Here is a 21,993-nt window from a genome sequence, read left to right as displayed (position 1 = left end):
ATATATCTCACGGGGACGTAACGGAGACACATAACAATTTATATTGCGTTAGAACAACTGTGGTTTATCGTGGCGTATCGCGCCCCGAGAGTGACGATACCCTGTCGTCTCGATCACCGAACGTCGGTCGTACTCGACGACCCTGAGCAGGATCAGTGCGGCGTGATCGGTGCAGTATTTCCCGAGTGACGAGCCCGTGGCCGTCGCGAACGAGGCAACGGTCGCTCGTGACGCACCGCTGAGTCGTTCGGCGGATCGACGCAGAAGAGCCAGTATCACCGGGACTTCTGTCCCTCGGATACGGATTTGAAAAGGTCGTCGAACGTTTCGCCGCGGAACGTAAACTGCGCCCCTCCGGTCGAACTCGTTTCTATCTCGACGATCCAGCCGTGTGCCTCCGCGATTTGCGAGACGATCGACAGGCCAAACCCCGTCCCCATCTCGCCGGTCGTATACCCTGGTTCGAGCGCGTCATCCCGGTTCTCCTCGGGTATCCCAGGCCCGTCGTCTGCGACGAAAAAGGACTGATCGTCCACGCCAACCGTGACAGTCACGTCGGTGCCCGCGTGTTCGACCGCGTTCCGGAAACAGTTTTCGAGCAACTGGAGCAGCCGATCGCGATCGGCCGTGATCGTGACGCTCGAGTCGACGATCAGGTCGGCGTCGTTCGTCTGTACGTGCTCCCATGCGTCCCTGGCGGCCGACGCGAGATCGACGTGCTCGGTTTCGCCGATCGATTTGCCCTGCTGTGCGAGCGTCAGCACGTCTTCGATGATCGTCTCCATCCGTTCATGGGACTGCTCGATCGTCTCGAGGGACTCCGTGTCACCGGTCTCCTGGTACAGACGGAGGTGCCCCTGAGCGACGGTGAGCGGATTTCGGAGGTCGTGTGAGACGATGTTCGCGAATTGTTCGAGTTGTTCGTTGGTGCGTCGTAGTTCGCGCTCGCGTTCCTTCCGTGCCGTGATGTCCCGTGCGTTGACGACGATACCCTCGACGTACGGGTTTCCGAGGAGATTGCGAGCGACGCCTTCCATCGTGTGCCATGAGCCGTCGATATGGCGCAGCCGATACTCGAATCGAACGTTCTGATCCGGGTCCGCCAGAATCTCCTCGAATCGCTCGGTCAGCGTTTCGGCGTCGTCAGGATGAACGAGGTCCAGGGTCTTCCGTCCGATAATCGTCTCCGCAGAGACGCCGGTTATCGATTTTGCTGATGGACTCGCATAGATGATGGTTCCCTCTTCGTCGAGGACGACGGTGAGGTCGGACGAGTGTTCGATAAGCGCCTGATATCGCTTCTGGACGCGTCGACGGTTAGTGATGTCCCGGAGGATCACCAACTGGCCGAGCGGACGATCACGGTCGGGCTTCGTGAGATCGGAGCAGTGTGCGACGAGAAACCGCTGGTCACCGCAGGCCGTTTCGACGGCCAGTTCGCGCTCGATCCGAGCCTCGTTAGTGCGTTCGTCGAGCATTTCGTCCTCGCTCGGGAGAAGGGTCGCGAGTTCGTCTCCGATCACGTCGCCGTCGGTCCGGTCGAGGAGTTCCTGTCCCGCGTCGTTGATGTCCACGATTCGGCCGCTGGGATCGACCACGAGATAGCCGTCTCGCATGTTGTCGATGACCGTGTCCCGGGCGACGGGAGCGATGTCGAGGAACCGAAACCGGAAGATCGCGTACCCGTACAGCACCCCGCTGATCGAAAACGCGAGCGGTGTCGATGGAATGTTAAATTCGACCGGCGATCCGACGGCGAGCCACACCACCGTAATGCCGACGGCGACGAGCGTCCCGCTGGCCACCGCTATCGCCTGTCGGCGGTACAGTTGTTGCGAGGTGAGCGCCTGCTTCAGCAAAACACCGCTCCCGAGCAGTCCGAGGACGGTCCCGTACAAGACCGTCACGTTGAACAGCGAGGTGAATTCCCGTTGTAAGAACATCGCGCCGTTATGTTCGACAAGTGGTTGCACGCTCCACATGAGCCCGTGATACCAGTTCGTTACCGCGAGAACGGTACCGACGGCTGGCACGATCGACAAGGCGACGACGTACCGGGGAGAGAAGAACCGATCACGACCAACAAACGCGAGCGCAAACAGCAAGAAAAAGACCGGAACGAACGCCCCGGAATACCGGATGGCGCTGATCGCGAGTTTGAGCCAGCGATCGGTAACCGAAAAATCGAGTGCAACGCAGAACACCCAAAACAGGGCCATCACCTGCATCGCAACGAAGGACCGTACGGTCCGATCGAACCCGTGTTTCCGCCCCTGCTGAACCGCGTACGCTGCGACGATGACCGAACAGACACTCGAGAGATAGTACGGAAGTGAATACAGGGTGAATTGAACGGACATCGTCTGTTGTCTGTACTCGTCGTTACATATATCAATCCGGCAATAAAGATGGCGGCCTCGAATACCCGTTCAGATGCGCAGAACAGCGAACCGGCGATCGAAATCAACTCGGGGCGCCCCTTCGGAGCCGCTCGAACGAACCCGATCGCTGCCCTCCGGTACTGTTGGATTCGCGGCTCTGACTACCGACCGATCGCCACCGTAACCTCGTTTTCGTAGCTCAGTTTCCGGAGAATCAGTTCCTGGTTGCGCCCGCCGGCAATCGACGACGCTTCGGAGATGCCCGGCCAGCCGATCAATTCTTTCGATTTAGAGGGGGAGGGCCCCTCATGCTCGAGCAACGTCTCTTTCTCGAATGCGACCACACCGAGGTCGAGTTCCTGGGCGGCCGCGAGCAACCCTTCTTCGTCTTCCTTCCGGGTCGCGGTGGCGACGAACTCGACGTCTTCGAATCCATAGTCGGTCTGTGCGAGCGCTTCCTCCCAGGCGGCGAGGAACGACGCTTTGCTCGCGCCGGAGACGCTACCTGTGCCGAGGACGACTCCGTCGTCTTCGTTTCGCTTCAGTACCGTCACGTCGTCACCGACCAGTACCGCACGCGGCCCGTCGAGTCGAGCGACGGGACCGAGGTCGTCGTCGAGGACGGCAAGATTCGTTTTGACCGTCGAGTCGCCGTTAACGACGTGGGCGTCCATCGCTTTCGCTCGGGATTCGACGCCCTGCTTGCCGGCCGCCTCACTCGCGGTGGTCATGGCCGGGACGGCACCCATCGTTGCGAGATCCTGTGCGACCTGATTCGCACCGTGGTGACCGCCGGTGATCGGGATCGTCCACGTTAATTCCTCGTCGACGACGCAGATCGCCGGGTCCTCCCACTTGTCATCGAGCAAGTGGGCCGTCTTTCGCATCGCGATCCCGGAGGCCATCAGGCCGATGAAACAATCGTACTCGCCCCAGTGCTCCTCGAAGACGTCGCCGTGGTACTCGATGACGTCGACCGTCTCGTAGCGATCGCCGATTTCATCCTTGATCTCCTCGGCGGTGTCCATCTTCCGACCGAAGGAGATAATCCCGATCTCCTCGGCGACTTCGCCGTCGCTGTCCGCCGTCGAACAGTGTGCGCCGCCGGAGTCCGATCCAGCATCGTCGTTCGCGTTGTCAGCGTTATCCGTACTCATAGATTAGTCGTCTCCTGCGTGCGTTTCCGATTCGTTCGCGTCGCTCGAGTCGGGGCCGCGGTTCGCCCAATCGCCGTAGAGGAACGACCGCTCGTAGCCCGCTCCCGTCACGGCGTCGCCGATGACGACCAGCGCCGATGCCCGATATCCCGCCTCCTCGACCTGCTCGGCGATATCGCCGATCGAGCCGATAATCACGTCTTCGTCCGGCCAGGACGCGTGATAGATCACCGCAACCGCTGTCTCGGGGTCGTGGCCGTCCTCGAGCAGCCGGTTCATCGTATCCCGGACGGCGTGGGTCCCGAGGTAGATGCAGGTCGTCACGTCACCCATTCCGACGAAGTCTGAGATGTGATCTTCCTCCGGCGTCAGGGTCTTCCCCTGTGGCCGGGTGAAGGCGACGTGATTCGAAACCTCGTTTAACGTCAGCTGCGTCCGCAGCGTCGCGCTGGCCGCGAAGGCCGATGTGACCCCGGGAACGAAGTACGTCGGGACGCCCTCGTGTTCTAGCGCGTCCATCTGCTCGAGTGCCGCCCCGTATATCGCTGGATCGCCGCTGTGGAGTCGGACGACGTCGTCGCCATTCTCGTAGGCGTCTCTCATCAGCGGAATCAATTCCTCGAGGTCTTTCCCCACGGAGTTTACCAGTTCGGCGTGGCTGCAGTACTCGTCCAGCAACTCGCTGTTGACCAGCGACCCCGCGTGGACGACGAGGTCGGCGTCTTCGAGCAATTCCTTGCCCGCAACGGTCAGCAGGCGGGGGTCGCCTGGGCCAGCACCGACGAAGGGGACCCCTTCCTGCTCGTCGCCGGCGCTGTGGTCGAATATTCGGTCGTCCAGTTCCTCGCGACGTCGCTCGCCCTGCGCGTCGATCGCGTCCTGGGGGCCGCCTCCGTCCGTCGTGACGGGTGTCTCGCCGTTCGATGTGTCCTCGGTCATCGGTGGCCTCCACAGTCGCCGTGTGCGCAGCCTTCGGCGCGCTCGAGATCGATCAGTTCGCCGCCGTCCGCGACCAGCTCGTCGCTGGTCGTCGAATCCTCCTCGCTTGAGGTGTCGGACTCGTCGGCGTCGTCCCGCGTGAACGCGGCTGTCGCCTGTTCGACCTCGAGGTCCGCCTTCTCGGCGTAGGCGAGCGTGTAATAGTCTCGTTCGTCGACCACTTGGGGGTCGTTCGTGACGATCGTTTGACCGTGCTCCATGAAGAGCCGGCGGCCGTAGGTCACGTCGTAGCCGGCCTCGACGAGGCCTTCGTGGGTCGCCGGCGTGTCGGTGACTTTAAACAGGATCATCCGGTCAGGCCCCGTCGGACTGTGGCCGCCTGCGGCCTCCCGCAACGAGAGACCCGCACCGGCTTCGATTTCGACTCCCAGCGCGGTCGCGAACGCGGTCACCGCGCTCACGCCGGGAACGATCTCGAGGTCGACGTCGGGATGGAACGCGTCGATCGTTCGGCGCAGGTGACCGAACGTCGAGTAGACGTTGGGGTCGCCAAGCGTGACGAAGGCGACGTCCCCGTCGCGCGCGTTTGGGGCAATCTCCGACGCAGCCTCCTTCCACGCTGCCCGCAGCTTCTCCTCGTCTTTCGTCATCGGAAAATCGAGGTCGCCGATCTTCGATTCGTCGACGTGCTCGAGCGCGACGGTCCGCGAGAGCCGACCCGGCGAGTAGACCACCTCGCAATTCTCGAGGGTCACCTTCCCACGGACGGTCACGAGGTCGGCCTCACCGGGACCAAGTCCGACGCCGTAGAGCGTCATCGCTTTGCACCTCCGGTCGCCGTTCCACCATCCGCGACGCCCGTCTCTCCGTCGGCGTCGTCTCCTTTCGCAGTCGCGCTTCCGACCAGCATGTACACCGGATTGTCCGAGTCGAAACTCGTCGCGCCGGCGAGTTCGTAGCCGTGACTCACCTGGAACTGGACGACCTCTTCGAGTAGGTCGCGCTTCCGGAATGCTTCAGTCGCTTTGCCGGCGACCTCGAGCCGAGACACGTTCATGACGATTCGGTCGATTCCTGTTTCGACGGCGTGGTCGAGAACGGCCCCGAAGTTGCGACTCCCGCCCAGAAAGAGCGCGTCTGCGTCGTCAGGAAGCCCCTCGGGTGCTTCCGCGTTGCGGAGTTCGATATCGGCACGGACCGACTCCTCGTTCGCGGCGAGATTCTTCGTCGTCGTCTCGAGCCGTTCGGACTTCCGCTCGAGGGCGGTCACCCGCCCGGCTCGCTGTGCGGCTTCGATCGTGACGGCCCCCGTACAGGAGCCGACCTCCGCGAAGTGGTCGTCCGGCTCGAGCGCGAGCTTCGAGCGAACGACGGCCCGGACCTCGGACTTGGTCGGTCCGGCCTTCGCGTCGTGTGGAAGCGCGATGGGTGGCATCACCCGTTGGAACAAAGTCCGGCCCTAAAACAATTTTGTTTGTGGTAGGACAACTGTAGTTGCTATTCCGGCGGAGCGGATTGACGACTCCAGTTGTCATACGAAAGCGGACAACCGTTTTCGAGCGAGTTTTCGGCACAGAACGAGTCGGTCGCCGGTCGGATCGAGATGCGAACAACCGACTGATCGGCGCTTCGCAGCCGACATCGCTCGCCGTCGAAGACGCGTCTCACCGAGGAGCCTCCAGACACCGAAAGTCGAGTCTACACAGCTGAAATCGTTTTCACCGCCTTTCATGTTGGAATATGGGTCGAAGGTCACGCGGTCGGGACCGTACGCGATTCCCGTTACCAGGTGAGTGTCCGTCGACGGTCGCGAAAACGGGCTGTTATCGCTCCAGTCGCTCGAGGAACTGATCGAACGCCCCGCTTTCGGGGTGGACGTGGGCATAGGTGCCAAGCGACTCGTGCTCGACTAGCCCGTCGTGAGCGCCGTCGATACCGTCGCCGCGCAGCGTCTCGAAGGCGAAGCGAGCGTCGGCGTCGGCGTCGGCGCTCGAGTAGTGGAACTCGTGGCCCCGAATCGTCTCGCCGGCGCTCGCGGTCAGAGTCCCCTCGAGCGCCTCGAGTTCGACGTGATCCAGCGCCTGATACCGGTCGTGCATGGTCACGTCCGCCGGGAAGATGCCAGCCATCTCGCTGCGCTCGCCCTCGGCGGTGGTTAGCGATCGGCTCATGGCCATCAATCCGCCGCACTCGCCGAGGATGGGCATCCCGTCGGCGGCCAGATCGCCGATCTCCGCGAGGGTGCCGGCCGACTCGAGTTCGGCGGCGTGGAGTTCGGGGTAGCCACCAGGCAAGTAGATCCCCTCACAGTCCGGGACGGAATCACCTGCAGTCGGCGAGAACGTCACCAGCTCGGCACGCTCGTCGATCCGTTCCAGACTCGCCGGATACCGGAAACAGAACGCCGCATCGCTCGCGACAGCGATCGTCGCGTCGACTGAATCCGCGGCTTTAACCGGCGTATCGGGAGCGGGCGGTTCGCTCGCGACGGCAGCCAGACGCTCGGTTCGCAGCGATTCCGCAGCCGTCTGCAGCGCATCCGTCGGCAGCGTCGCTTCCGTGCCCATCTCGAGACCGAGGTGGCGGTCCGGGATTTCGAGGTCGCTCGAAGGCGGTATCCGGCCGAAGTACTCGAGGTCGTCGGGCAGGGCGTCGCAGACCCCCTGCTCGTGGCGGCCGCCATGGGCGCGCTGGGCGACGATGCCGGCGACGTCGACGTCGCGACCGATCGAATCGGCGTATTCGCGGAATCCCAGCGCAGTTGCCGCGACGCTCTCCATACCCGCGCTGGCGTCGACCACGAGGACGACGGGCAACTCGAGGGCTTCCGCGACCATCGCGGTGCTCGAACCGTCGCCGTCGTACAGGCCCATGACGCCCTCGACGACGCAGATATCGCCCTCCCCGCGGCGATAGTTCCGCCGGAGACCGCTTTCACCCTCGAGCCAGCAATCGAGCGTGCGGGACGGGCGGCCAGCGATCGCTTCGTGATGGCTCGGATCGATGAAGTCGGGGCCCGCCTTCGCGGGTTGAACCGCATACCCGGCCGCTTCCAGCGCCCGAAGAATCGACAGCGTTGCGATCGTTTTTCCGACGCCGGAACTGACACCGCCGACGACGAACCCCTTCATCGGTCCCGCCCCGGAAGGCGGCTCGAAGGTACGGGGATTCGGTCACGTTCGTTGCCTTGCGCGTTCTGCACCATTGCTGGATTTTACTTAGTGCAACTGTACTTTAGTCCAGCGGAGTGCGGTACGGGTGCCGGTCGGGGACGAGCATCTAGAGTCGAAATCACCTCACCCGAAGCGATGGGACGCAGCCGTCGATCGGAGCGGGGGCCTCACCGACGAACTTAACCGATTGAATCGGTTACGACCGTTCCCTCGAACTATGAGTGGGGAACACAAAACCGAGACCGAACGTCATCTCCGGAAGGCGCTTCGACATCTGAGCGCAGCCCGAGAAAGCGGCGATCTCAGAAAAACTAACGACGTCGCGCTCGAGGAAGTATCGAACACGGTATCGTCGGTGCTTCGGGAATACGAAGGCGACGAATAGCAGCCGGTCGTTCGGACGAAAACGGGAGGGCCGCGGCCGAAAACGCGGACCGTTTCGGTCGGTCCGCGACAAAGTAGCGACTCCAGGCATCACTCACCGTCGTGGATGTGGCTCGTGTTCCGGATCACGTCTTGCACCCTGGGAAGCATCCAGTTCGGCGGCCCCGTACGCCTCATCGCCGGCGTGCTCCTCATAGGCCTCGGCGCTCGGGAGTATTTTCACGAGCACTCTCACGGCGGACACGCTCACGACCACAGCCGCGATCACGACCACGATTTCGACCAGCAGCATCTGCCCATCTTCACGATCACAGTGATTACAGAGGCCATGATCACAGCGATCGCGAGTACAATCACGATCACAGCGATCGCGAGTACAATCACGATCACAGCGATCGCGAGTACAATCACGATCACAGCGATCGCGGAGACCACGATCACGGAGACCACTCGGATACCGGACTTCGCGCTCGACGGCCAGCGTTCGTTCCCTTCGTTGGTGGCACGCATATACCACCGACCGCCGATCGCGATGAAACGGCCGACCGGGGATTACTGGGTATCTCGTGGTTCGCGTTCGTTCTCGGGTTTGCACATGAAGAGGAGTTCGAAATTATCTCGTTGTGCGCCGGTTCGACCCGCGGCCTCGAGTTGATGGTGGCCTCTCTCGTTCGAGGACCGGCTATACCGGCTGTCGAATCACGAGCACGACCAGGTCGGAAAACGGTGTGTCGTCTCTGCCGTTCCCGCCTGCGTGCTCCGACAGTCCCGCGAGCGTAAATCGATGGACCGCTTCGTCCTCGTGTGTCAGCTTCTCGAGCACGAGCGTCTCCAGCGTCGGTTCTGTGCCCTGCTCGAGCAGGAAGGCGGCGATGTCGCCGGGCATTCGGTCGTAGGGCCGCGGGAGCACGAGCAGGTGGCGGTCGTCCGCCGCGGCTGCGAGCCGATCCAGATCGGCCCCGAGGTCGCCGCTCTTGTGCAGCGTGACGAACTCGGTGTCTTCCATCGGCGTTCGGGCGCGGCTCGCGGCCACCTGCAGCGACGAGATGCCGGGGACGATACGAACCGAGATTTCGGGAGCCTCGCGCTCGAGGGCTTTCTGTACCTTGCCGACGAACTGGTACCCCGAGTGGTTCGGATCGCCCATTGCGACGGCGGTCCCGGATTCGCCAGCGGCTACGCGCTCCGCGAACTCCTCGAGCGCCTCGGCCTCGTCGCTGTAGCCGCAGGTCAGCAGATCCGCATCAGTCTGGCCCTCGATGAACTCCATGACGGTCGTAAAGCCGACGACGACATCTGCTTCGCGGATCGCTCGCTCGCCCCGCGGGGTGAGATACTCCGGATTTCCCGGGCCGACGCCGACGGCGTAGACGGATCTAACCGCCTCCTCGTCGCTGTCCGGCTCCGCCGCTGCCGCGGCAAACGTCGCCGGGTCCGGCCCGCTCTCGAGGTCGTACTCGTCGGTCATTCGTCCTCCGACGATGCCCGTTCGACGGCCGTGAGATCCAATTCGAGGTCGTCCGTTCGGACGTCCGTCGCGACGTGGATCAATTCGTTCGTCAGGGCGGCGGCGAGGCCGCTCCCGCCGCGTCGGCCGACGTTCGTGATCGCCGGGATATCGTACGCCTTGCTGACCTCGCGGATGCGCTTGCGGCTCTCTTCGGCTTTGACGAAGCCGACCGGGGTCGCGACGATAGCGGCCGGCCGGGTCCCGTCCTCGATGCAGTCCGCTAGCGCGAACGCGGCCGTCGGCGCGTTCCCGATCGTGGCGATGGCGCCGTCGTAAACGTCTCGCTTGTCGAGTTCGAGCACCGATGCCGCGGTCCGGGTCATCCCGGTCTCGTTTGCCAGCTTGGCACCGTTGCCGATCGCCTTTCGCTTCTCGCAGTTGTGGCCGCGGCCGGTGATCCCGGCCCTGGACATCGTGATGTCGGTCACGATGGTCGTCTCGTCGAGGACGGCTCGGGCGCCGGCACGGACCGGTGCGTCCTCGTCGTCGCCGAGCGCGTCGCTGCCGGTGAACTCGATCAGGTGCTGGAACTCGATGTCGCCCATCGAGTGGACCGACTTCTGCCGGATTCGGTCAGCCAGCGTCTCGTCCGGCACGAACTGCCGGACGATGTCCATGCTCGTTTCGGCGATGTCCATTGCGTTGCGCGTCGTCGCGCCCAGATCGGCGTACTCGGCTTCGAAGTCCTGACTATCGCTCATCGTGACTCACTCTCCGTTCGGCCGTCGGCTATCGTCCCACCACGGTCGGTCGTCGATTCACCGACGTCAGTCATCGTTCGTCACCTCAACTGCGTCAGTAGTCGTCCGTGCCTCGAGGTCGCCGTCGATCTCAAGATTGAGATCTCGGAGGCGATCGCCCATCCCGTCGTCGGCGTTCCAGAGGCCCCGCTCGATCGCCTCGAGCAAGGTGTCCGTGATCGACTCGAGCGCCCACGGGTTCACCTCGCGCATCCACTCCTGGCGATCGTCGTCGAGTGCGTACTTTTCGGCCACCTCCTCCCAGAGGGCGTCACTAACGACGCCGGCGGTCGCGTCCCACCCGAGCGTGACGTCCACGGTCGTCGAGAGATCACCGGCGCCTTTGTAGCCGTGTTCCTCCATGGACTCGAGCCAGTCGGGGTTGAGGACCCGCGAACGCATGGCCTTCCGGACCTTCTCTTCGTTCGTGTAGACCGAGACGTTGTCCGGGTCCGAGGAGTCGCCGACGTAGGAGGCTGGCTCCTCGCCCGAGATTTCCGAGACGGCCGAAATGAAGCCACCGTGGAACGCATACCAGTCCGACGAGTCGAACTCGTCTTGCTCCATCGTGTCCTCGATCTTGACCGTCGCGTCGACGCTCGAGAGATGGCGCTCGAAAGCCTCGTGAGCGTCCGAGACGCGCCCTCTCGAACCCATGGCGTAGCCGCCCCATTGGACGTACACCTCGGCGAGGTCCGAGCGATCGTCCCAGTTGCCCTCGTCGACGGCCTTGTTCGTCCCGGCACCGTAGCCGCCGGGTCGGGTCGTGAAGACGCGGTGCTTCGCGGCTTTTCGGGCCGACTTCTCGTCGAGTCCCTCCTCCGTTTCGAGTTCGGCCCGCTCTTCCTCGACGTGTTTCTTCACGTAGTTCATCTCGTGGGGTTCGTCGAGATCGACGACGGCGTCGACGGCGTCGTGGACGACCCCTGCCGCCGCCGGGAACGCGTCCCGGAAAAGACCGGAGACGCGCGTCGTCACGTCGACTCGAGGCCGATCGAGTTCTTCGAGCGGGATCGGTTCCACGTCGTCGATTCGCCCGGCGTCAGTCCACTGCGGTTCGACGCCCATCATCGCGAGTACCTGGGCGATGGTCTCGCCGCGGGTTCGAACGGTGGGAGTCCCCCACACGACGACGCCGATCTCCTCGGGGTACTCGCCGTTTTCGTCGTGGTGGCGCTCGAGGACCCCCTCCGCGACGTCGCTCCCGACTTGCCAGGCGGCCTTCGCGGGCACCTTGCGCGGATCGAGCGTGTAGAAGTTTCGCCCCGTCGGAAGCAGGTCGACGCCGCCGCGAGTCGGTGCACCGGACCCACCCGGCGGGACGTACTCCCCCGAAAGGGCATCCGCAGTTCTTGGGATTTCCGCTTCCGAGCCCTGGACCCGCGGCTGAGCCTCCTCACAGATGAATGCGAGAACGTCGCGCAGGTCGTCGTGTGCTCCCGGCTTCGCCCGCCCGTCGCCGATCGTCTCGAGACCGACCACGAGCAGGTTCATGTTCACGTCGTCGTCCGGACCGGCTCCGCGCTCCGATGCGGGGACGTCGAAACCGTGCTCGGCGAGCGTCTCGATCAGGTCGACGCTGGTCTCGTAGACCTCGTCGGCGGCTTCGGCGTAGGTCATCCCGAGGGCCTCGTCGTACTCGCCCGGCGACTCGAGCATCGTCTCGTAGTCCACACCGAGCGCGCCGGCCACGCTCTCGCGCAGGCTCGGGGCACCGGGGTTCTCGAGTCGCGTAAGCGCGACGAGATACTCGACGAGTCGATCACCGACGGGCGGCTCGGACATCGTGTGCAATCCGAGCCGAATCTGCGTCGTCTTCACGTCCGTGAGGTACTCGTGGACGCGATCGACGAGTTCGTCGATCGCAAGATCGTCTCCGTCCACGTGACCGTCCGCGAGCGTCGATCCGGCATCCTCGGGGCCACGTACGTCGGCTTTTTCGTCGATAGTACCCGTGATCCCGAGTTCGACAGCGAGATCGAGTTCGTCGATTTTCTCCCGGATCAGGGTCTCGAGGTGCTCGCCGTCGTCGGCGCGCGCATCTTCCATGCCTGCCTCGCGGTACTGGTTTGCGAGTTCCTCGAGTTCCGAGAGTGCGTCGTAGGTACCCGCGTTCCGCATGACGGGCGTGAGATAGTCGACGATAGCCGCGTAGGACCGTCGCTTGGCCTGCGTTCCCTCCCCGGGGTTGTTCACGATATACGGATAGACGTTCGGTATGTCGTCGAGTAGCTGGTCGGGCGCGCTCTCGCCGTTCAGCCCGACTGTCTTGCCGGGGAGCCACTCGAGGCTGCCGTGAGTCCCGAGGTGGACGACCGCGTCGGTCTCGAACGTGTTCCGGAGCCAGCCGTAGAACGCGTCATAGTCGTGTGGCGGCTGGAGGTCTGAGTCGTGGTAGACTTTCGACGGATCCATGCCGAATCCGCGGGGCGGTTGAACCGTCACGAGGACGTTACCGAACTCGACCCCCGGAATCGCGAACGGGCGGTCAGGAACGTCACCCCACTCCTCGACGATGTTCTCCTGGAAGCGCTCGTCGGCCTCACTGAACCAGTCTGCATAGGTGTCCGGCGAAACCACGTCGACCGACAGCTCCCGGACGTCCTCCGGTGCGACCCAGCGGTCATCGAGCGTGAGCTGTGCGGTCAACTTCTCCACCAGCGACTGTCCGCTATCGGGCATGTCCTCACCCACATCGTAGCCGCGCTCGTCGAGTTCCTCGAGCAGGTTCACTGTCGACTCGGGACTGTCGAGGCCGAACGCGGTTCCGATCCCGTCGTCGCTCGGCGGGTAGTTGTGGAGGACGACGGTGACCCGTTTGTCCTCGTTGGGGGTGTGCCGGAGTTCGGCCCAGTTGACCGCCAGTCGGGTCGCGTGGTCGATCCGGTCTTCGATCGGGAAGTGGTGTTTCGGCGCGGAACCGATGCCGGCCTCGTCGTTGGTGCGTTCCTTGCCCGAAATCGGGTGGGTGATGACGTTCCCGTCGAACTCCGGGAGCGCTACGGAGAGCGCGAGTTCGAAGCCCATCACGCCCGTGTGACTGGACTCGTAGCGCGACCGCGACCGCATCGTCGTGATCGTTTGCAAGACCGGTACCCCGAGGCGGTCGAGGAAGACGTCTTCGGCGCCCGAGCCTTCGTCGTCGGCACTGCGACCGCGTTCGTCCATCGAGAGAGAAAACATGAACGAGGAGAGCACGGCGTCGACGATGGGCCGGTCGGCGTCATCCAAGAGCCAGTTGTCCGTTACCCACTCGGCGTCTTCTTGCTCTTCCGTGTCCGTCGCCGGATTGCAGAAGATCGGCAGGGCGTTTGCCCCATGCTCTTCGAGGGCCCGAACTTGCGCGTCCACGTACCGGGTGTTTTCGTGGGTCCAGTGGGACTCGTAGAACCAGATCGCCACCGTCGGTCTTTCGGGATCGTGGGTCGCGAGCAGGTCTTCGTACTCGATTCCTGGATGGTCGGGGTGGTAGACGCCCTCAGTTGGGAGTTCGGTCGGACCGTCGTACTCGAGGTCCCGGCCCTCGTACTCGGACGCGAGGAAACGGCAAAGGTTTGCAGTGTTGATCGTGCCACCCCTGTCGAGGTAGTCGTAGACCTCGTCCCGATGCGCTGTCGAAACCGTCGTATCCTCGATGGCGAAGGCGTCGCCGGTCGCCTTGACGATCAGCGGGACGCCCGCCTCCTCGAGCGCAGCCGTCGCATATTCGTACCCCGGCATGCTGTCTTCGGCCCCGTGCAGCCAGAAAATCGCTGCCGTGGCGTCGGTCAATGCGTCGACGAACTCCTCGACGTCGGCTTCGTCCTCGAGGTCGCTCTCCGAGCGAACGACCAGTTCGACATCCTCGAGGCGCTCGGCAGCCCGGCCGATCGAGCCGAGTTCGTTCTCCGTCGCGGTGTAAATACCGATGCGTGTCATCGCGTTTTTAAACCTCTGTTGTATTAGCTCAAGTATGGTTGCAAACGCCGGGGGCAAAAAGCTATCGTCACTCCCGTTTCCGGCGATCGTCGGACAGGAGGAGCTAAAGCGCGTGTTGCTCGCCACAGCGTCGAACGACGAGCTCGACGGAGCTCTCGTCGTCGGAGAGAAAGGCACTGCCAAGTCGACCGCCGTTCGGGCGCTCGTCGATCTTCTGCCCGAACAGCGGGTCGTCGCAGACTGCCCGTACGGCTGTTCGCCGAACGACGTCGACTTGCAGTGTGAGGAGTGCCGTCGGCGTGACCCGGACGAACTACCGGTCGAGACCCGATCAGTGCCCCTCGTCACCTTGCCACTCGGCGCGACCCGCGATCGAATCGTCGGAACCCTTTCGATCGAGGACGCGCTGGCGGGCGACGCAGACTTCGACCCCGGTCTATTGGCCCGCGCGAACAGGGGTATCCTCTACGTCGACGAGGTCAACCTGCTGGACGACCACCTTGTCGACGTCCTCCTCGACGCCGCAGCGAGCGGGATCAACACCGTCGAGCGCGACGGAATCAGCGTCTCTCACCCTGCAGACGTCACGTTGATCGGGACGATGAACCCCGAAGAAGGCGATTTGCGCCCGCAACTTCGCGACCGCTTTGCCCTGCAGGCCACCGTCGAAGGGTGTCGCGAAATCGACGACCGCGTCGAAATCATCGATCGAGCGCTCGAGGGAGAGGGCAGTAACGATCCGGCGTCCAAAACGGAGTACGCCGACGACGTCGAGGCGCTTCGCCGCGACCTGATTGCGGCTCGAGACCGCCTCCCGTCCGTCGACCTGCCGGCGGAATTCAAAGCCGAGATCGCCAGCATCTGTCTCGAGGCCGGCGTCGACGGTCACCGCGGCGACGTGGCGACGGCACGAACAGCGCTGTCGCTGGCCGCGCTCGACGGACGAGAGACCGTCATCGAATCCGATGTCCGCGAGGCTGTGACGTACGCACTCCCCCATCGTCTCCGAAGCACGCCGTTCGAGGACGAACCGGACCTCGACGACGTGCTCGAGGATCGATTCGACGAGAGCCTCGCGGACGAAGGCGAGGGGGACGGCGGGTCCAACGGAGACGACGAGACGAGCGGAGACGAAGACGGCCAGACGAAATCGGACTCCGGTGCCGGCGAATGCGATTACGAGAAACACAGGGACGACGGAACCGACGGAGATAGCGACGACTCGATCGACGGTAGCGGTTCCGATTCTGACGGCTTCGGCAGCGATTCCAGCTCCGGCGATGACGGCAACGGGTCCGGTTCCAAACGGCAGTCGGAAGACGGCGGTCGACCGACGTCTGCGAGCCAGTCATCCGCGTCGGTCGGCGACGGAGGGGGCGACGATTCGAGCCGACGCGAGTCGGACGAGTCGCACGACGACACGGAGGACGAAACCGCTCGGCCGGTAGTCCCCGGCCAGCAGCGGGCCGGAATCGGCGAGGCACGGCCGCCGAATCTGGAGCCACCGGCCGCGGACCGGAGTGAGCGCACCATATCGGGTTCGCGCGCGAACGTCGAACCGAGCGTCGACAACCGGGGCGCACGCGTCCGTACCGAACCCGCATCGGAAGACGGGCCGATCGACGCCGCAGCGTCGGTGCGTTCGGCCGCCGCTCGAGGCGAATCTCGTGTCCGGACGGACGATCTCCGTCAGTCAGTTCGAACGGGAAAAACGTCGGTTACGATCGTCTTCACCGTCGACGCCAGCGCCTCCATGCGGCCGGCGATGCGGACCGCGAAGGGTGTCGTCCTCGAGTTACTACGCGATAGTTACGAACGGCGCGATCAGGTCGCCTTCGTCACCTTCGCCGGTGAAGAAGCCGAGGTATTGCTCCCGCCGACCGACAGCGTCTCGCTCGCCGCCCGACATCTCAAGGAGCTGCCGTCGGGCGATCGAACCCCGCTCCCGGCCGGTCTCGAGACGTCGCGGCGAGTTCTCGAACGAGCCGACACCGATACGGCGGTGGTCGTTCTCGTGACCGACGGCCGAGCGAACGTCGCGGACGGCAGTCCGACGGCTGACACACGAGCGGCCGCGAGAGCGCTCGCGAAGCGCGGTGCTCGAGTCATCGTCGTCGACGCCGGCGGGGATTCTCGAGCCGGCCTCTCCGAACTGGTCGCGCGCGAAACCGAGGGCGAACTGGTCGATCTCTCCGCGCTGTCGGCTGAGACGATACGAGACGCTGCCGACCGCGCGACCACCGATGCGAACCGGTAGTGGTGTCGCGAGCGATTGGGGCGCAGCCGCATCGACGGAAGCGCAATCGTCTCGCTTGCATCCGTTTTCTATAACAAAAATTCACATAGATTATTTTAGTTATTTTATAAAATAGGGGCACCTACCTTGCGACGATGACACGGAGATCATCCCGACGAGCGATATTGAAAACAAGCGCGATCGGTCTTCTTGGTAGTGAAGTCGTCTCAGGAACGAAGACGACAGCAGCGAGAAGCACCGTTACAACGGCTGGTGCCCACAACGTATGCGTTTCAGCGCGCGAACACGATCATCGTGGCCACACCGGCGGTATCCTCGAAGATCTAAGCGGCATCGACGAATCGTTCCGAATCGCCGATCTCCACACGTTCGTCTGGGACGACGGTGAAGCGAATACGGGGAACGTACGCGATGACGGGCGGAACGTCTCCGTCCGGAAAGCGGCCGACGCACCGGAGGTCACGATCGATGGACAGATACGGATTGAAGCGATGGGCGGCAGGTCGCTCTACGGAGGCACGTACTACGTCGGTGACGTGGTCCAACGCGCACTGGTCGCGCGTGATCGGCCGGCGATCCTGATCGACACCGAGATCTCCTTTTTCTGGCCGGATGAGGACATCTACGGCTTCAATTACGACGAGAAATTCGGTGACAACGAGCGGACGATATACACGCTGTTGAACCCACAGATCGGCGACGCCGACAACGAGGCGTGGACCACCAGTCACGAGGGATACGATATCCTCGTCGCTCGTGGCGGCACCCGATACGTCGCAGTCGGTCACCGAGCGGGTGACCGGATAACCTTCGACGGCCACTGTATCGGCCGAACGGATGGGACCGAAAAGAGCGCCTGGCAGGACATCTACGGAGAGACCGAGAACGGCTATGCGGACTGGCGAAATCGATACGGCGATGGTTGGCTCGACAGTAACGAGTACAACGAGGGTCCGATCGACGTCGCCTTCGGGAATTATATCGGGACGGCCGACGAGGCCGAATGGCAGGTCGCGCTCGGATTCGGGACCTCCGAAGATGCTGCCGTGACTAGCGCCGTCGGAACGCTCCGCCGAGGGTACGACGCGGAGCGAGATCAGTACGAGCAGCGCCAGTAAGACCGCGTGTTCGGGCTACAACGGTGTCACAGAGGCAGGTCGTTGCCGTCGTACTGAGCGGCCCTGCCGGTTCGATGGGTGAGACGATGCAATCCCGCTTCTCTCCGTCCGTTCGTTCAGGGCCGACTCGAGTATGAGCTGACGGAGTCGATCATCGTTCGCCCGGACTGACAAAAACTCGATACGGCCGTGTTCGGCACCTGTCTCGTCGTGGGTCGTGTTCGCTCGTGGCTCGTCTCGAGGGCGCCCGCGATCGACGATGGCGGATCAACACTACTATCACCGTCCTTCGTTGATAGTCGGCGACTATCGATGACGAGGGACGACTCTGGTGCCGGCGGAGCCGTCGGTGACGAAATCGAGTACGGAATCGAGGATCGGCCGCCGTTCGCGGAATCGGTCGTGCTTGGCATCCAGCACTACCTGACGATGGTGGGCGCCAACATCGCGGTGCCACTGATACTGGCGGACGTAATGGGAATGCCTCCCAACGTAACCGCGCGTTTCGTCGGCACGTTCTTCGTCGTTTCCGGGATCGCAACGCTCGCCCAGACGACGTTTGGCAACCGGTACCCGATCGTCCAGGGTGCGCCGTTCTCCATGCTCGCACCCGCACTGGCCATCGTCGGCGTGGTCACCGCGGGAGGCGTTCAGGGCCAACCGAGTTGGGAAGCAGCGCTGTTGCAGTTACAGGGCGCGATCATCGTCGCTGCGGTCGTCGAAGTCGCGATGGGGTACTTCGGACTGGTCGGGAAACTGCGCCGTTACCTCTCGCCGGTCGTCATCGCACCGACGATCGCGCTGATCGGATTGGCGCTGTTTAGCGCACCCCAGATCACGGCCGAGAATCAAAGTTGGCCCCTGCTCGGACTCACGCTCGGTCTCATCCTGCTGTTCTCGCAGTATCTCGACGTCAAACACAAGGCATTTCGGCTCTATCCGGTGATTCTGGCCCTCGTCATCGCCTGGGTCGCCGCCACCGCGCTGTCGGTACTCGGCGTAATCGGGGCTAGCCACCCGGGCTACGTCGACCTCGGAGCGGTCGCAGGTACCCGGCCGTTGCTGCCGATCTATCCCCTCCAGTGGGGGATGCCGCAGGTGACAACGGCGTTCGTCGTCGGGATGTTCGCCGGCGTCCTGGCCTCGATCGTCGAGAGCATCGGCGACTACTACGCGGTAGCGAACCTCTCCGGGACGGGGGCGCCAAGCGAGAAGCGGATCAATCACGGCATCGGAATGGAGGGGCTGATGAACGTCTTTTCGGGTGTGATGGGGACCGCGGGATCGACCTCCTACTCCGAGAATATCGGTGCGATCGGGCTGACCGGCGTCGCCTCGCGATACGTCGTCCAGCTCGGGGCCGCAGTCATGCTCGTCGTCGGTTTCGTCGGCTACTTCGGCCAACTCATCGCGACGATCCCCGACCCGATCGTCGGCGGTCTCTTTATCGCCATGTTCGGCCAGATCGTCGCCGTCGGCATCTCGAATCTCCGTCACGTCGACCTCGACTCGTCGCGAAACACCTTCATCATCGGCTTTGCACTCTTCGTCGGACTGGCGATCCCGGCGTACATGGGCAACTTCGAGAGTACGATCGCGTTCCGCGACGCCGTTGGTCTCGAAGGAACGATCGAGTTCCTGGTCGGCGCGATCGGCGTTTCGGGGACAGCCCTCGCGGCCTCGATCGAAACAGCGACACAGGCGATCGTCGACACCGTCTACATCATCGGTTCGACCGGGATGGCGGTCGGCGGTCTCGCCGCGCTGTTTCTCGATAATACGGTTCCGGGAACACGCGAAGAACGCGGCATCGCAACCTGGGATCGCATCACCGAAGACGAATCCGAGTTCGAGTCGTTCTGGGATCGGTGGCTCGAGGTCGACGCCGGACGCGAGCGCTGAGTTGACGACGTGGCGGATCGACTCGGTCATCGACCCTCTCCAACATCTTTTCAGTCCGTGCTAACGCAACCCGTCGTTCTAATAGCGAGTGGAGCCCAGAAGATTCCATGGCAGAACTCGGGCTCGAAGACGGCACGATCTGGTACGAGACGATTGGCGACGGCCCGCCGCTGGTGTTCGTCCACGGCGGCTGGATGAACGGTGGGGCCTGGACCCCACAGGTCGATCACTTCGCCGACGACTACCGAGTCGTTACCCTCGATGTCCGAGGTCACGGTAACACCGGTCCGACCGATCCCGATCGATACTCGATTGAACTGTTTACCGACGACCTCGAGGCGCTGCTCTCCCATCTCGAAATCGAGCAGCCGATACTCTGTGGTCTCTCGCTGGGATCGATGATCGTCCAGGAGTTCCTGAGTCGCCATCCGACCGACGCGACGGGTGCAATCCTGGGCGGGGCGGTTCGGTCGATGCCGCCGATCGAACTTCCAACGGGGCTGAAGTCGTTCTGGTCGCCGGTTCCAGCGCTGACCGCGTCGCTGTCGCTAACGGGGACGACGGGAACGTTTCAATCGATGCTGTACTCGATTCAGGCGACGACCGGCCAGCGGTGGCTCTCCGTCGATCCTGAGGTCAGAGCCGACGCGATCGACGACGTCGGCGACATACGATCGACCGAGTTTCGTAAGATCTTTCAGGCACTCTACCGGTACGACCCGCCGGAACTAACCGACGTCCGGACGCCGGCGCTCGTCGTCCACGGCGAACAGGAAGCCCCGCTAGTCAAACGGCAGGGCCAGCGGATCGCCACCTCGGTCGCCGACGGTGATCGACTCGTGCTGTCTGAATCCGGTCACCTCGTCAATCAGGATCGCCCGCATGCGTTCAATGCAGCCACGACCGATTTCCTGCAGGATCTCTCCGCTGTCTAGCTCAATGCGGGCCATCGTCTCGACGTGCTCGTTTCCGATCGTTCGTCTCTGCGGTGGGTGTCTCGATATAGTAGTCGGTGAAACGATTCATCCACCGCTCGCACTACTGCGGCCAGCGCGTACTCGCTGGCCGCGAATTCGCGAGCGGGGTGTGCAATGACTGTCACCGACTACTATAGCACAGCGAACGGATACCGTCGACTGCAGCCGCGTTCGTCCTATTCGAAGGTATCCGATCCGATCGCCTCATGAACGTCCCCGCATCAACCGCACAAACCCGGAACATCCCGTAAAGACACCGGATACGGGCAGGAGAGCCTTCGGTTTCCACGTCGGCCACTCAAACATCGTGTTATTCTTCGAAAGCCATCCAACACGATTTGGCGATACCACAAAGAGGTGGGCTCTCTATTTTCTAGGAGAACCGCCGCCTGGCAAACACCACAGATCGCCACAGCACTATGAGCAGCAAATGTTCAGATACTGACAGCAACGATTCAGGGTCAACAACCACTCACTGGACGAGTATCTCGAAACACGTCGTCAATAGCTACGTCGAAGCTAACAACGCCTTCCTGGCGGCGATCGGAATGTCACCCTCGTATAGTGATGCACCCAATTCCCAGCCGGAACCGACCACGACGACGTCCTCCTCGGTCGACGAAGTCGCCTTCGGCGATGAAACGTGGGTTTTAGAGCGTTCGACGGACAACCACGACGCACTGGGCGTCGGCGACTACGTCCGATTTAGTAAACCGATCGTCGAAAGCGACGTCACCGCCTTTTCACAGATTTCGGGCGATACTAACAGACTGCACCTCGAACCCGGTTTCGCTGAAGGTACCCGATTCGGCGATCGGATCGCTCATGGCACGCTCGTCGCCGGCACGATCAGCGCCGCGCTGGCCCGCCTTCCCGGAACGACGATCTACCTTTCGCAAGACCTCGAGTTCACGGGGCCCGTCGAGATCGGCGAGACGGTAACGGCGGAGTGTGAGATAGTCGAAACACTCGGCGGCGATCGATATCGGTTGCACACGATGGTCGTCGACCAGGACAACGAAACGGTCGTCGACGGTGAAGCCGTCGTTATTATTAACGCACCGCCCGCCGAGTGACGGCTTTCTCACCAGACTGCCCATCGGGCGACAGCTTTCTCACCAGCACGCCTACCGAGTGACGGCTTTCTCACCAGCACGCCTACCGAGTGACGGCTTTCTCACCAGCACGCCTACCGAGTGACGGCTTTCTCACCAGCACGCCTACCGAGTGACGGCTTTCTCACCAGCACGCCTACCGAGTGACGGCTTTCTCACCAGCACGCCTACCGAGTGACGGCTTCACCACCAAAGCGCTGGTCGAGAGTCCGACGGCTCGAGAATCGAGACGGACCATCTCAGCGCAACGTGCGATGCCTGCCACTTCGGTGATCGCCTGCGAATCGAATTCGTCCGTCTTTTGCAATCCGCAAGACAAGTCATGAAGGGAGACTCCGGGCTGTGCCAAGGCGCTGTTCAGATTAGAGTTCGCTAACGGACTCCGGTCTTCGAGGTCGAGATCGTCACCTCTAGCAAGTTGG

General features: G+C 63.0%; 15 protein-coding genes and 1 pseudogene. 7 read left to right on the top strand and 9 right to left on the bottom strand.

Annotated elements, in window-relative coordinates:
• Window positions 1-275: 275 nt before the first annotated feature.
• The 6 genes from HYG82_RS21880 to HYG82_RS21855 form a co-directional block, all read right to left on the bottom strand.
• Window positions 276-2,360 carry a histidine kinase N-terminal 7TM domain-containing protein gene (locus tag HYG82_RS21880; protein ID WP_179259274.1) on the bottom strand — a complete coding sequence of 695 codons (2,085 nt, stop codon included), beginning with the start codon at window positions 2,358-2,360 and terminating at the stop codon, window positions 276-278.
• 182 nt (window positions 2,361-2,542) lie between these two features.
• Complete coding sequence (cbiG, locus tag HYG82_RS21875; protein ID WP_179259273.1) at window positions 2,543-3,538, bottom strand: cobalt-precorrin 5A hydrolase; 996 nt, start codon at window positions 3,536-3,538, stop codon at window positions 2,543-2,545.
• Between the two features lie 3 nt (window positions 3,539-3,541).
• Entirely contained in the window at window positions 3,542-4,477 is a 936-nt protein-coding gene (locus HYG82_RS21870) for a cobalt-precorrin-4/precorrin-4 C(11)-methyltransferase (protein WP_179259272.1), read from the bottom strand.
• Window positions 4,474-5,295: a cobalt-factor II C(20)-methyltransferase gene (locus HYG82_RS21865; RefSeq protein ID WP_179259271.1), complete on the bottom strand. Its 822-nt coding sequence runs from the start codon at window positions 5,293-5,295 to the stop codon at window positions 4,474-4,476. The genes HYG82_RS21870 and HYG82_RS21865 overlap by 4 nt, the downstream gene beginning before the upstream one ends.
• Entirely contained in the window at window positions 5,292-5,912 is a 621-nt protein-coding gene (cbiT, locus tag HYG82_RS21860; RefSeq protein ID WP_179259270.1) for a precorrin-6Y C5,15-methyltransferase (decarboxylating) subunit CbiT, read from the bottom strand. Before cbiT ends, HYG82_RS21865 begins: the two co-directional genes overlap by 4 nt.
• Window positions 5,913-6,300: 388 nt before the next feature.
• The gene (locus HYG82_RS21855) at window positions 6,301-7,608 is read right to left on the bottom strand and encodes a cobyrinic acid a,c-diamide synthase (protein ID WP_179259269.1); all 1,308 of its coding nucleotides are present in this window, start codon (window positions 7,606-7,608) and stop codon (window positions 6,301-6,303) included.
• Between the two features lie 259 nt (window positions 7,609-7,867).
• On the opposite strand from HYG82_RS21855, the gene HYG82_RS21850 reads away from it, so the two are divergent.
• Window positions 7,868-8,035 carry a hypothetical protein gene (locus HYG82_RS21850; RefSeq protein ID WP_179259268.1) on the top strand — a complete coding sequence of 56 codons (168 nt, stop codon included), beginning with the start codon at window positions 7,868-7,870 and terminating at the stop codon, window positions 8,033-8,035.
• A gap of 138 nt (window positions 8,036-8,173) precedes the next feature.
• A pseudogene (locus tag HYG82_RS44540) lies at window positions 8,174-8,697 on the top strand (hypothetical protein); the annotation flags it as partial.
• A gap of 19 nt (window positions 8,698-8,716) precedes the next feature.
• Here the strand turns inward: HYG82_RS44540 and HYG82_RS21840 are convergent.
• The 3 genes from HYG82_RS21840 to cobN form a co-directional block, all read right to left on the bottom strand.
• Window positions 8,717-9,502, bottom strand: a complete 786-nt coding sequence (locus tag HYG82_RS21840; protein WP_179259266.1) for a cobalt-precorrin-7 (C(5))-methyltransferase — start codon at window positions 9,500-9,502, stop codon at window positions 8,717-8,719.
• Window positions 9,499-10,245: a precorrin-8X methylmutase gene (locus HYG82_RS21835; RefSeq protein ID WP_179259265.1), complete on the bottom strand. Its 747-nt coding sequence runs from the start codon at window positions 10,243-10,245 to the stop codon at window positions 9,499-9,501. The genes HYG82_RS21840 and HYG82_RS21835 overlap by 4 nt, the downstream gene beginning before the upstream one ends.
• A 66-nt stretch (window positions 10,246-10,311) precedes the next feature.
• Complete coding sequence (gene cobN, locus HYG82_RS21830) at window positions 10,312-14,202, bottom strand: cobaltochelatase subunit CobN (protein WP_179259264.1); 3,891 nt, start codon at window positions 14,200-14,202, stop codon at window positions 10,312-10,314.
• Window positions 14,203-14,236: 34 nt separating this feature from the next.
• On the opposite strand from cobN, the gene HYG82_RS21825 reads away from it, so the two are divergent.
• The 5 genes from HYG82_RS21825 (at window position 14,237) to HYG82_RS21805 (ending at window position 21,532) form a co-directional block, all read left to right on the top strand.
• Window positions 14,237-16,459: a VWA domain-containing protein gene (locus HYG82_RS21825; RefSeq protein ID WP_179259263.1), complete on the top strand. Its 2,223-nt coding sequence runs from the start codon at window positions 14,237-14,239 to the stop codon at window positions 16,457-16,459.
• A 134-nt stretch (window positions 16,460-16,593) separates the two neighbouring features.
• The gene (locus tag HYG82_RS21820; protein WP_179259262.1) at window positions 16,594-17,577 is read left to right on the top strand and encodes a hypothetical protein; all 984 of its coding nucleotides are present in this window, start codon (window positions 16,594-16,596) and stop codon (window positions 17,575-17,577) included.
• Between the two features lie 312 nt (window positions 17,578-17,889).
• A complete protein-coding gene (locus HYG82_RS21815) occupies window positions 17,890-19,479 on the top strand; it encodes a uracil-xanthine permease family protein (protein ID WP_179259261.1) in 1,590 nt (529 codons plus the stop codon).
• 107 nt (window positions 19,480-19,586) lie between these two features.
• On the top strand, window positions 19,587-20,414 hold the full coding sequence (locus HYG82_RS21810; protein WP_179259260.1) for an alpha/beta fold hydrolase: 828 nt from the start codon (window positions 19,587-19,589) through the stop codon (window positions 20,412-20,414).
• 461 nt (window positions 20,415-20,875) lie between these two features.
• A complete protein-coding gene (locus HYG82_RS21805) occupies window positions 20,876-21,532 on the top strand; it encodes a MaoC family dehydratase (protein ID WP_179259259.1) in 657 nt (218 codons plus the stop codon).
• Window positions 21,533-21,993 lie beyond the last annotated feature (461 nt).

The sequence above is a fragment of the Natrinema halophilum genome, from assembly GCF_013402815.2.
Classification (GTDB): domain Archaea; phylum Halobacteriota; class Halobacteria; order Halobacteriales; family Natrialbaceae; genus Natrinema; species Natrinema halophilum.
This window is presented reverse-complemented; position numbering and strand designations above follow the sequence as displayed.

Coding starts and splice junctions, on each gene's coding strand:
- HYG82_RS21880 (WP_179259274.1), bottom strand. CDS start 2,360: ATGTCCGTTCAATTCACCCTGTATTCACTTCCGTACTATCTCTCGAGT.
- cbiG (WP_179259273.1), bottom strand. CDS start 3,538: ATGAGTACGGATAACGCTGACAACGCGAACGACGATGCTGGATCGGAC.
- HYG82_RS21870 (WP_179259272.1), bottom strand. CDS start 4,477: ATGACCGAGGACACATCGAACGGCGAGACACCCGTCACGACGGACGGA.
- HYG82_RS21865 (WP_179259271.1), bottom strand. CDS start 5,295: ATGACGCTCTACGGCGTCGGACTTGGTCCCGGTGAGGCCGACCTCGTG.
- cbiT (WP_179259270.1), bottom strand. CDS start 5,912: ATGCCACCCATCGCGCTTCCACACGACGCGAAGGCCGGACCGACCAAG.
- HYG82_RS21855 (WP_179259269.1), bottom strand. CDS start 7,608: ATGAAGGGGTTCGTCGTCGGCGGTGTCAGTTCCGGCGTCGGAAAAACG.
- HYG82_RS21850 (WP_179259268.1), top strand. CDS start 7,868: ATGAGTGGGGAACACAAAACCGAGACCGAACGTCATCTCCGGAAGGCG.
- HYG82_RS21840 (WP_179259266.1), bottom strand. CDS start 9,502: ATGACCGACGAGTACGACCTCGAGAGCGGGCCGGACCCGGCGACGTTT.
- HYG82_RS21835 (WP_179259265.1), bottom strand. CDS start 10,245: ATGAGCGATAGTCAGGACTTCGAAGCCGAGTACGCCGATCTGGGCGCG.
- cobN (WP_179259264.1), bottom strand. CDS start 14,202: ATGACACGCATCGGTATTTACACCGCGACGGAGAACGAACTCGGCTCG.
- HYG82_RS21825 (WP_179259263.1), top strand. CDS start 14,237: ATGGTTGCAAACGCCGGGGGCAAAAAGCTATCGTCACTCCCGTTTCCG.
- HYG82_RS21820 (WP_179259262.1), top strand. CDS start 16,594: ATGACACGGAGATCATCCCGACGAGCGATATTGAAAACAAGCGCGATC.
- HYG82_RS21815 (WP_179259261.1), top strand. CDS start 17,890: ATGACGAGGGACGACTCTGGTGCCGGCGGAGCCGTCGGTGACGAAATC.
- HYG82_RS21810 (WP_179259260.1), top strand. CDS start 19,587: ATGGCAGAACTCGGGCTCGAAGACGGCACGATCTGGTACGAGACGATT.
- HYG82_RS21805 (WP_179259259.1), top strand. CDS start 20,876: ATGAGCAGCAAATGTTCAGATACTGACAGCAACGATTCAGGGTCAACA.